Origin of the sequence: Streptomyces europaeiscabiei, assembly GCF_001550375.1 — a bacterium.
Lineage (GTDB): Bacteria > Actinomycetota > Actinomycetes > Streptomycetales > Streptomycetaceae > Streptomyces > Streptomyces europaeiscabiei.
Map to the genome: position 1 here is coordinate 1 of NZ_LRTR01000384.1, position 10,117 is coordinate 10,117.

Annotated in this window: 9 protein-coding genes and 1 pseudogene; 7 read left to right on the forward strand and 3 right to left on the reverse strand. The window is 72.6% G+C overall.

Annotation, left to right across the window (positions count from 1 at the left end):
- From malQ to AWZ10_RS47810, 3 genes are all read left to right on the forward strand, one after another.
- A partial coding sequence (gene malQ, locus AWZ10_RS18070; RefSeq protein ID WP_060891576.1) for a 4-alpha-glucanotransferase occupies nt 1-1,891 on the forward strand: 1,891 nt, incomplete at its 5' end.
- 253 nt (nt 1,892-2,144) lie between these two features.
- Nucleotides 2,145-2,396 (forward strand): hypothetical protein, encoded by a 252-nt coding sequence (locus AWZ10_RS18075; protein WP_046705949.1) that lies wholly within the window; start codon nt 2,145-2,147, stop codon nt 2,394-2,396.
- Complete coding sequence (locus AWZ10_RS47810) at nt 2,393-2,707, forward strand: aromatic-ring hydroxylase C-terminal domain-containing protein (protein ID WP_408991734.1); 315 nt, start codon at nt 2,393-2,395, stop codon at nt 2,705-2,707. Before AWZ10_RS18075 ends, AWZ10_RS47810 begins: the two co-directional genes overlap by 4 nt.
- An 88-nt stretch (nt 2,708-2,795) precedes the next feature.
- Here AWZ10_RS47810 and AWZ10_RS18080 read toward each other — a convergent pair whose 3' ends face one another.
- Nucleotides 2,796-3,314, reverse strand: coding sequence for a MarR family winged helix-turn-helix transcriptional regulator (locus tag AWZ10_RS18080; protein WP_046705950.1), 519 nt, complete (start codon nt 3,312-3,314; stop codon nt 2,796-2,798).
- 136 nt (nt 3,315-3,450) lie between these two features.
- Between AWZ10_RS18080 and AWZ10_RS18085 the strand changes: the two genes are divergently transcribed.
- The gene (locus AWZ10_RS18085) at nt 3,451-4,386 is read left to right on the forward strand and encodes an EamA family transporter (RefSeq protein ID WP_046705951.1); all 936 of its coding nucleotides are present in this window, start codon (nt 3,451-3,453) and stop codon (nt 4,384-4,386) included.
- Between the two features lie 115 nt (nt 4,387-4,501).
- Here the strand turns inward: AWZ10_RS18085 and pepN are convergent, their stop codons facing one another.
- Nucleotides 4,502-7,081, reverse strand: a complete 2,580-nt coding sequence (gene pepN, locus AWZ10_RS18090) for an aminopeptidase N (RefSeq protein ID WP_046705952.1) — start codon at nt 7,079-7,081, stop codon at nt 4,502-4,504.
- Nucleotides 7,082-7,194: 113 nt separating this feature from the next.
- Between pepN and AWZ10_RS18095 the strand changes: the two genes are divergently transcribed.
- Entirely contained in the window at nt 7,195-7,695 is a 501-nt protein-coding gene (locus AWZ10_RS18095; RefSeq protein WP_046705953.1) for a DUF1203 domain-containing protein, read from the forward strand.
- A 58-nt stretch (nt 7,696-7,753) separates the two neighbouring features.
- Here the strand turns inward: AWZ10_RS18095 and AWZ10_RS18100 are convergent, their stop codons facing one another.
- The gene (locus AWZ10_RS18100; RefSeq protein ID WP_060891577.1) at nt 7,754-8,773 is read right to left on the reverse strand and encodes an aspartate-semialdehyde dehydrogenase; all 1,020 of its coding nucleotides are present in this window, start codon (nt 8,771-8,773) and stop codon (nt 7,754-7,756) included.
- Between the two features lie 357 nt (nt 8,774-9,130).
- Here AWZ10_RS18100 and AWZ10_RS18105 point away from each other — a divergent pair, with 357 nt between their 5' ends.
- The gene (locus tag AWZ10_RS18105) at nt 9,131-9,676 is read left to right on the forward strand and encodes a sigma-70 family RNA polymerase sigma factor (protein WP_046705955.1); all 546 of its coding nucleotides are present in this window, start codon (nt 9,131-9,133) and stop codon (nt 9,674-9,676) included.
- Between the two features lies 1 nt (nt 9,677).
- Nucleotides 9,678-10,117: pseudogene (locus AWZ10_RS18110) on the forward strand (hypothetical protein); the annotation flags it as partial.

Below are 10,117 nucleotides of genomic sequence, written 5' to 3' on the forward strand. Positions count from 1 at the left end.
CGTGGTCTGCTGGGCCGACGGCGAGTACCCCGCCGCGCTGGCCGCCCTCCCGGACGGCGCCCGGCTGCGCGTCGAGACCGAGCAGGGCGAACTCCGCACCGGCGTCGAGCAGCTGCCCCCGGGCGTACACGCCCTGCGCGCCACCGCTCCCGACGGCCGCACCGCCGAGGCCCACCTCGTCGTGGCCCCGGCCCGGCTGCCCGCCCCGCCCGACCGCACCTACGGCCTCCTCGTCCAGCTCTACTCACTCCTCTCGCAGCGCAGCTGGGGCATGGGCGACCTCGGCGACCTCGCCGAACTCACCGCCTGGGCCGGCCGCGCCCTCGGCGCCGGGTTCGTCCAGGTCAACCCGCTGCACGCGGCCGTCCCCGGCGCCCCCACCGACCCCTCCCCCTACCGCCCCTCCTCCCGTCGTTACCCGGACCCCGTCCACCTGCGCGTGGAGGACGTACCGGAGTACCCGTACGCCCTCTCGGCCGCCTTCGCCTCCGCCGCCTCCTCCTCGTCCCCCGACGACCGTGACCGCCTCGGCGCGTTGCTGGAACGGGCCGTGCGCCTGCGGGAGTCCGTCCTGTCCAAGGGCGAGCTGATCGACCGGGACGCGGTGTGGGACCTGAAGCGGGAGGCGCTGGAGCTGGTGCGTGCCGTGCCGCTCGGCCCCGGGCGGCGGGCCGCGTACTGGGACTTCCTCGCCGAGGAGGGCGAGGCGCTGGAGGACCACGCCACCTGGTGCGCGCTCGCCGAGGTCCACGGCTCCGACTGGCAGCACTGGCCGACAGGCCTGCGCGACCCCCGCTCCGCCGAAACCGCCCGCGCCCGCGGGGAGTTGATGGACCGCGTCGATTTCCACACCCGCCTGGCCTGGCTGACCGACGCCCAGCTCGGCACCGCGCAGCGCTCCGCGCGCGACGCGGGCATGCCCATCGGCCTCGTCCACGACCTGGCCGTCGGCGTCCACCCCGGCGGCGCCGACGCCTGGGCCCAGCAGGAGTACTTCGCGGCCGGCATGTCCGTCGGCGCGCCCCCCGACGCCTTCAACTCCCGCGGCCAGGACTGGGGCCTGCCCCCCTGGCGCCCCGACCGCCTCGCCGAGTCCGGCTACGCCCCCTACCGTCGCCTCCTGCGCGCCCTCCTCCGCCACGCGGGTGCCCTCCGCATCGACCACGTCATGGGTCTGTTCCGCCTCTGGTGGGTTCCGCAGGGCCAGGCCCCGACCGAGGGCACGTACGTCCGCTACGACGCCGACGCCATGCTCGCGATCCTGGTGCTGGAGGCCTCACGGGCCGGTGCCCTGGTGATCGGCGAGGACCTCGGCACGGTCGAGCCGGGCGTCCGTGAGGCCCTCGACGCCCGAGGTGTCCTGGGCACGTCCGTCCTCTGGTTCGAACGCGACTGGGAGGGCACGGGCCGCCCGCTCCCGCCCGAACGCTGGCGCGCGAACTGTCTGGCCACCGCCACCACCCACGACCTCCCGCCCACCGCCTCCCGGCTGACCTGCGACCACGTCGACCTCCGCCACGGCCTGGGCCTGCTCACCCGTTCCCTGGACGAGGAGCGGGCGGAGGCAGCCGCCGACGCGGGCGAATGGCTGGCCCTCCTCGCCAGGCTGGGCCTGCTCGACGGCCCCGGCGGCGGTATCTCCACCACCTCCGAGGAGGACCAGATCCAGGCCCTCCACCGCTTCCTTCTGCGTACCCCCGCCCGCATGGTCGGCCTCTGGCTCCCCGACACCCTCGGCGACCGCCGCCCTCAGAACCTCCCCGGCACGTGGGACCAGTACCCGAACTGGCGCCTGCCGATCGCCGACGCGGCGGGGCGCCCGGTGACGCTGGAGGACTTGGCGGCGTCACCTCGGCTGCATGCGCTGGTGGATGTGCTGAGGGGTGCGTGAGAGGTCGGGGGTGGGGGTGGGGGTGCGTCGGCGGGTGCCGGTGAGCCGTGGCTGGTCGCGCGGTTCCCCGCGCCCCTGAAGGACCAGGCCCTGCGAGCCTGGGAAGCGCGGGGCGCAGCCCCTGTTTTTCAGGCCCGCGGGGAACTGTGCGAGCAACCACCGGCGACCCGCACCCCCCGACACACCCCCCGCCCCCGAGCTATTAGGCGCCCCCGGTCGCGCGAAGCTCACCCACGTTCGTTACCTTTAGCGCGTGGACAAGAAGAACGCCCTGCGCGCCGGCGCCCTGGCTGCCGGTACGACGCTGATGATGCTGCTCATGTCGTCCCCCGCGCTCGCGGTGACGCCCGACGACGGCGACGACCCCGGCCCGGGCCTCAGCGTGATCGAGACGCTCGGCCTGTTCGTCGTGGCGCCGCTCGCGCTGTTCGCGGTGATCGCCGGTCTCGTGATGGTCCTGGACGGGTCGACGGACCGTCAGCCGAAGGCCAAGGCGAAGGCCTGACCGCCTCCGCTCCGCCTGTCTCGACCCGGGTCCCGGACGTCCGCCTCACCACCGGCCGCCTCTACGAGTCGCTGCGCGAAGGCCGCTTCGTCCTCATCACCCCACGGACCGCCCTGCCCGCCTGGGGCATCGACTCCCCGTCCCGCAAGGGCCGTCTCGCCGTGGAGACCTGGGCGAGCGACCGCCGCACGACCGTCCTCGTCCGCCCCGACGGGTACGCGGCCTGGGCGGCCGACGGCACGGAGGGCGCGGACGCCGCGACGGTCGAGGCGGCGCTGACGGCGTGGCTGGGTGCCGACGCCGCGTCCTAGCGGGCCTCTCGGGCGGCGTCTCGCACGGCGCCTCGGGCGGCGCGCACGGCTTCTCGCGCGGGTTCTCGTACGGCTCCTCGGGTCGCGGTCACGACCCCGTCCCCACCACCAGCATCCTCAGCAGGCCGGCCAGTTGGCCGGCCTGTTCGTCGTTCAGGTGGGAGAGCGCCTCGGTCTGGAGGGCGAGGCCGGCGACAAGGGCGTCGTCGATCAGACGCAGTCCTTCGTCGGTGAGGGTGACCTGGAGGGCGCGGCGGTCGTGCGGGTCGGGGGAGCGGCGGAGGAGGCCCGCGCGTTCGAGTTTGTCGAGGCGGCCGGTCATACCGCCGGTGGTGAGCATGAGGGTGGCGGACAGCTCGCGGGGTGAGAGCGTGTACGGCTCGTCGGACCGCCGCAGGGTCGCCAGCACGTCGAACTCGCCGCGTGAGATCCCGAACCGCGCGTACGCCTTCTCCAGCCGGTCACCGAGTGCCCGCGAGAGCCGGTAGACGCGGCCGAACACCTCCATCGCGGTGGTGTCGAGGTCGGGCCGTGCGATCGCCCACTGGTCGATGATCACGTCGACGGGGTCGCGGAGGGGCCTGTCGGGCTCGGGGCGCGCGTTCATGGGGCGAGTATCGGATGTCGATGGGTCGGCCGCAAGAAAGTAGCTTGACGAAAAGTGGCTTAGCGCTAAGCTAATCACGAGCAAGTTAACCCGTGTGTCGATCGAGCAGGCCCTCCCGCCGCGAAGGACGCGTCCCATGACCGCGCACACCGCGAGTCGTCTCCCCCTCATCGCCCTGACCGCACTCGCCCCCCTCTCCTGGGGCACCACCTACGCCGTGACGACGGAGTTCCTGCCGGCCGACCGCCCCCTGTTCACGGGCCTGGTCCGGGCGCTCCCGGCGGGGCTGCTGCTCCTGGCCCTCTCGCGCAGGCTGCCGAGCGGGGTCTGGTGGTGGAAGGCCGCGGTGCTGGGCGCGCTGAACATCGGCGCCTTCTTCCCGCTGCTCTTCCTCTCCGCGTACCGGCTGCCGGGCGGGATGGCGGCGGTCGTCGGCTCGATCGGGCCACTGTTCGTCGCGGGCCTGGCGACCGTGCTGCTGGGGGAGCGGCCGACCGTACGCACGCTGCTCACCGGGATCGCCGCGGCCCTCGGCGTCAGCCTGGTCGTACTGAAGGCGGCGGGCGCGCTGGACCCGGTCGGGCTGCTCGCGGCGCTCGCCTCCACCGCCTCCATGTCCACCGGCACGGTCCTCACCAAGCGGTGGGGCCGCCCGGCCGGCGTCGGCCCCCTCGCCCTCACCGGATGGCAACTGACCGCGGGCGGCCTCCTGATCGCCCCGCTCGCCCTCCTCGTGGAGGGCGCGCCCCCGGCCCTGGACACCCGGGCGGTCGGCGGCTACCTCTATCTGGCCCTCGCCAACACCGCCGTCTCCTACTGGCTCTGGTTCCGGGGCATCGGCCGTCTCTCCGCCACCCAGGTCACCTTCCTCGGCCCCCTCTCCCCCCTCACCGCGGCCGTCGTCGGCTGGGCGGCCCTCGGCCAGTCCCTCACGCCCCTCCAACTCCTCGGCATGACCATCGCCTTCGGCGCGACGGTCCTGGGCCAGCTCCAGCCGCGCACACCGACGCCGACGCGCCGGCCGCGGGGAGGGCCGCGGGGTGCAGCGCGGCAGCGGACGTCAACCGTCTAGGGGGCGCCCGTCCAGCAGGGGAAAGGGGCGCACGGGAAAGGGGCGCCCGGTCACCGGGCGCCCCTTCACGTCGTACGCCGTCCGGCCGCCCCGGCGTCGTACGGTCTGTCCTTCGCTATGCCGTGGTCGCCGCCGCGTCCGCGGCCTGGGCACTGAGGGCCCGCTCCACGCCCGAGCGGGACTCCGAGACCAGGCGGCGCAGGGCCGCGTTGGGCTCGGCGGTGGCCAGCCAGGTGTCCGTCCTGTGCAGGGTGTCGGCCGAGACCTGGACGGTCGGGTAGAGACCGACCGCGATCTGCTGGGCGATCTCGTGGGAGCGGGACTCCCAGATCTCCTTCACCACCTCGAAGTACCTGTCGGTGTAGGCGGCGAGAAGGTCGCGCTGGTCGGTCTGGACGAAGCCGCCGATGACCGCTTCCTGGAGCGCGTTGGGCAGCTTGTCCGACTCGATGACCTGGGACCAGGCCTCGGCCTTGGCCTCGGGGGTCGGGCGGGAGGCGCGGGCGGTGGCGGCGTGGCGTTCGCCGGCGGCCGTCCTGTCGCGCTCGTACTCGCCGGCGATCTCCGCCTCGTCGTAGCGGCCCACCGCCGCGAGCCGCTGGACGAAGGACCAGCGCAGCTCGGTGTCGACGGCCAGGCCCTCGATCGTCTGCGTGCCCTCCAGCAGGGCCTCCAGGAGGTCCAGTTGCTCGGGGGTGCGGGCGGTCGCGGCGAACGCGCGGGCCCAGGCCAGCTGGTGGTCGGAGGCGGCCTCCGCGGCGCGCAGATGCGCGAGCGTGGCGTCCGTCCAGCGGGTCAGCAGCGCCTCGCGGGTCGTCGGGTCGGCGTACAGCTCGATCGCCAGCTTCACCTGACGGTGCAGGGACTGCACGACACCGATGTCGGACTCCTTGCCGATGCCCGACAGGACGAGGGACAGGTAGTCGCGGGTCGCCAGCTCCGCGTCACGTGTCATGTCCCAGGCCGAGGCCCAGCACAGCGCGCGGGGGAGGGAGGCCTCGAAGTCGCCGAGGTGCTCGGTGACGAACGCGAGCGACTGCTCGTCCAGGCGGACCTTCGCGTACGAGAGGTCGTCGTCGTTGAGGAGCACGACCGCGGGACGGCGCCTGCCCACCAGCTGCGGCACAGCGGTCAGTTCGCCGTCGACGTCCAGCTCGATCCGCTCGTCACGGATCAGCTTGCCGCTGGTCTCGTCCAGTTCGTACAGGCCGACCGCGATGCGGTGCGGGCGGAGTGTCGGCTCGCCCTTCGCGCCCGCGGGCAGCGCCGGGGCCTCCTGGCGGATCGCGAAGGAGGTGACCACACCGTGCTCGTCCGTCCCGATCTCGGGGCGCAGGACGTTGATGCCCGCCGTCTCCAGCCACGACTTCGACCAGGCCTTCAGATCACGGCCGGAGGTCTCCTCCAGGGAGCCCAGCAGGTCGGACAGGCGCGTGTTGCCGTACGCGTGCGCCTTGAAATAGGCCTGCACGCCCCGGAAGAACTCGTCCTGGCCGACGTACGCGACGAGCTGCTTCAGGACGGAAGCCCCCTTCGCGTACGTGATGCCGTCGAAGTTGACGAGCACGTCGTCCAGGTCGCGGATCTCCGCCATGATCGGGTGCGTGGACGGCAGCTGGTCCTGCCGGTACGCCCAGGTCTTCATGGAGTTGGCGAACGTGGTCCAGGAGTGCGGCCACCGGGAACCGGGCGCGTCGGCCTGGCAGGCGATGGACGTGTACGTCGCGAACGACTCGTTCAGCCAGAGGTCGTTCCACCACTCCATGGTGACCAGGTCGCCGAACCACATGTGGGCCAGCTCGTGGAGGATGGTCTCGGCCCGGACCTCGTACGCGGCGTCCGTCACCTTCGAGCGGAAGACGTACTGGTCGCGGATGGTCACCGCGCCCGCGTTCTCCATCGCGCCCGCGTTGAACTCCGGCACGAACAGCTGGTCGTACTTCTTGAACGGGTACGCGTAGTCGAACTTCTCCTGGAACCAGTCGAAGCCCTGCCGGGTGACCTCGAAGATCGCGTCGGAGTCCAGGTGTTCGGCGAGGGACGGACGGCAGTAGATGCCGAGCGGCACGCTCTGCCCGTCCTTCTCGTACACGCTGTGCACGGAGTGGTACGGGCCGACGATGAGGGCCGTGATGTACGTCGAGATACGGGGCGTCGGCTCGAAGACCCAGACGTCGTCCTTGGGCTCCGGTGTCGGCGAGTTGGAGATGACGGTCCAGCCGGTCGGGGCCTTCACCGTGAACTGGAAGGTCGCCTTCAGGTCCGGCTGCTCGAAGCTCGCGAAGACACGGCGGGCGTCGGGGACCTCGAACTGGGTGTACAGATACGCCTGGTCGTCGACCGGGTCGACGAACCGGTGCAGGCCCTCACCCGTGTTGGTGTACGCGGCGTCGGCCACGACCCTCAGGATGTTGCGGCCCTGCAGCAGGCCGGGGAGAGCGATCCGGGAGTCCGTGAAGACCTCCGCCGGGTCCAGCGCGTCGCCGTTGAGGGTCACCTCGTGGACGGTCGGGGCCACCAGGTCGATGAAGGACGCCGCGCCGTTCTCGACGACGTCGAAGCGCACCGTGGTCACGGACCGGTAGGTGCCGCCCTCCTGCGCGCCGGAGAGGTCGAGATCGATCTCGTACGAGTCGACGCTGAGCAGCGCCGCCCGCTGCTGAGCCTCGTCGCGGGTCAGGTTTGTGCCAGGCACGCGGTCATCTCCTCGGTATGTGTGGGTTGCGCCATCCTTCCATGGCACCGGCGGAGAACGCGATGTCCGTTTCCCGCCGGTGAACGGGCCGTGCGCGCGCGAGCCTGGGGCACATGACCACGCATACGACAACCACGTACATCCCACGCCCCATTGACCCGGAGGCGCTGACGGAACTCCGCTCGGCCGACGACTCGGGGCGCTCGCGCGAGCCGTTCAAGGACGACGAGGGCGGCGCGCCGCTGCGCTGTTGTCTGCGGCGCGGTGAACCCGGGGAGCGGATCGTCCTGGTGTCCTACGCGCCCCTCCGGCGCTGGGCGGCGCGGACGGGTGCCGATCCGGGGGCGTACGACGAGCAGGGGCCCGTCTTCGTCCATGCCGAGGCATGCCCGGGTCCGGTCGGTGACGGTCACCCGTTCGGCAACGCCCACCGGACGGTTCGCCGCTACTCCGCCGACGGACGCATTCTCGGCGGACGGCTGGTCGAGGAGCCCGAGGGACCCGAGGGCTTCGACGCCGCCTTCGCCGAGGCCTTCGCGGACCCCGACGTCGCACTCGTGCAGGTGCGGGCCGTCGAGTACGGCTGTTTCCTGTACGAGGTGCGACGGCCGTGACGCCGACGGGGCGGCCACCCCTCGCAAGGTGACCGCCCCGTCCGCCCGTGCCCCGTGCCTACTTCTCGTTCAGCTCCGCCGCCACCAGCTCCGCGATCTGCACCGCGTTGAGCGCCGCGCCCTTGCGGAGGTTGTCGTTGGAGACGAAGAGGGCGAGGCCGTTGTCGACGGTCTCGTCGGCGCGCAGGCGGCCCACGAAGGAGGCGTCCTGGCCGGCGGCCTGCAGGGGGGTCGGGATGTCGGAGAGGGTGACGCCGGGGGCGCCGGCCAGCAGCTCCGTCGCGCGCTCCACGGAGATCGGGCGCGCGAAGCGGGCGTTGACCTGGAGGGAGTGGCCGGAGAAGACCGGGACGCGGACGCAGGTGCCGGAGACCTTGAGCCCGGGGATCTCCAGGATCTTGCGGGACTCGTGGCGGAGCTTCTGCTCCTCGTCCGTCTCGTGCAGACCGTCGTCGACGATCGAACCGGCGAGCGGGACGACGTTGAAGGCGATGGGCCGCTGGTAGACGCCCGGCTCGGGGAAGTCGACCGCCGAGCCGTCGTGCGTCAGCTTGTCCGCGTCCGCCGCGACCTTCTGGACCTGGCCGTGCAGCTCCGCGACGACCGCGACGCCGGAGCCGGACACCGCCTGGTAGGTGGCGACGACCAGCGCTTCGAGGCCCGCCTCGTCGTGCAGGGGACGCAGCACCGGCATCGCGGCCATCGTCGTGCAGTTCGGGTTGGCGATGATGCCCTTGGGGCGGTCGGCGATCGCGTGCGGGTTCACCTCGGAGACGACCAGCGGGACCTCGGGGTCGCGGCGCCACGCGGAGGAGTTGTCGATCACGACCGCGCCCTGGGACGCCACCTTCTCGGCCAGCGCCTTCGAGGTCGCGCCGCCCGCGGAGAACAGGACGATGTCGAGGCCGGAGTAGTCGGCGGTCGCCGCGTCCTCGACCGTCACGCCGTCGACGACCGAACCGGCCGAGCGGGCGGACGCGAACAGGCGCAGCTCGCTCGTCGGGAAGTCCCGGTCCTTGAGGATCCTGCGCATGACCGTGCCGACCTGACCGGTGGCTCCGACGATTCCGACCCTCACGGCGACTCCTTTTACGTGGCTTGTGTGTGTCTGCGGCATGGCCGAGGCGTTTCCATCATGCGGTCAGGCCGGGCCCGCCTGTCCAATCGTTTGACCAGGACGCTCGACGGACAGGCCACGAGCGGCCCCGGCACCGGAGCCGCTTCTTTGGCCGTCACCCCGGCTGAGCTGGAGAAATTCGCCCTACGGTGGCCCCGTACCGCAAGCTGTGCTGCCCCGACCCTGCCCACGGCACCCGGGTGCACGCGAAGGTGTGACGTACGCCTCTGCGCTCCGCCGGGAAAGTCGGGCCGAACCCTTCGAACGTTTCGGCCCGTGTCGGCGTCGTAGGGGAAACGCGGGAGGGGAGGGGGGACTGTGCTGCGCAGAAAGGCGCGCCACGTCGAGGGGGTCGTCGAGGGGGTCCAGGAGGCCGACGACCCACTGGACACGGCCCAGGAGCGGCGGGTGCGGGCGGTGCTCGCGCTCGGCGGTGTGCCGCAGTCGGACCTGCTGGACGGGGTACAGCAGGTACGGCTGCGGCTGCTGGAGCGGGCCGCGAGCGGCCGTGAGGCGCCGCGGGACGTGTCCGCGTGGGCGGCGGTGGTCGCGTCGAACCTGGCGATGGACTGGCACCGCGCCAAGCGGCGCCAGGAGCGTCTGGGGGAGCGCCTGGCCTCGCTGCGGCAGCCTGCGGCGCACCCCTCCGGCGAGGACTCCAGCGTGCTCTCGCTCGCCGTCGCCCGAGGCCTGGACGAACTGCCCGACGCCCTGCGTCAGGTGCTCGTCCTGCGCTTCTACGCCGACCTGCCGGTGCGCGGGATCGCCGATGAACTCGGCATCCCCGAGGGCACGGTCAAGAGCAGGCTCCACTCGGCGGTCCGCGCCCTGCGCACCCGCCTGCACGAGGACGAGGTGGTGTGACGTGGCCGCCCGGGACGACAGCAGGCGCGACGCCGAGTACGACGACATCGCGCACGACGACATCGCGCGAGGGGACGGCGAGCACGACGACCTCGCCCTCGGTGACGGCACCGAGCGCGTCGGGCCCGAGCGCGTCGGGTCCGCGCAGGACGGCGCCAGGCAGCACGACGACGGCGCCCGGCGTCATGACGACGTCGGTCACGACGGCTCCGTCTATGCCGGCATGGACGCGTTGATGGCCGCCCTTCTCGACGAACCGCTGCCCGAAGAGGCCCTGCGTGACGCCGAGTTCGTGGCATCGCGGGACGCGGCCGCCGCCGACATCGCGCTGCTGAGAGAGCAGCTGGGGCTGATCGGTGAGGCGCTGGCGGTGACGGGTGAGGACGCGGTGGCCGGGGTCCCGCCGGGGCGACCCGTGGCCGCGCGGCCGGGGGACGCGGC

Coding starts and splice junctions, on each gene's coding strand:
- AWZ10_RS18080 (WP_046705950.1), bottom strand. CDS start 3,314: ATGAACGCGCGCCCCGAGCCCGACAGGCCCCTCCGCGACCCCGTCGAC.
- AWZ10_RS18085 (WP_046705951.1), top strand. CDS start 3,451: ATGACCGCGCACACCGCGAGTCGTCTCCCCCTCATCGCCCTGACCGCA.
- AWZ10_RS18095 (WP_046705953.1), top strand. CDS start 7,195: ATGACCACGCATACGACAACCACGTACATCCCACGCCCCATTGACCCG.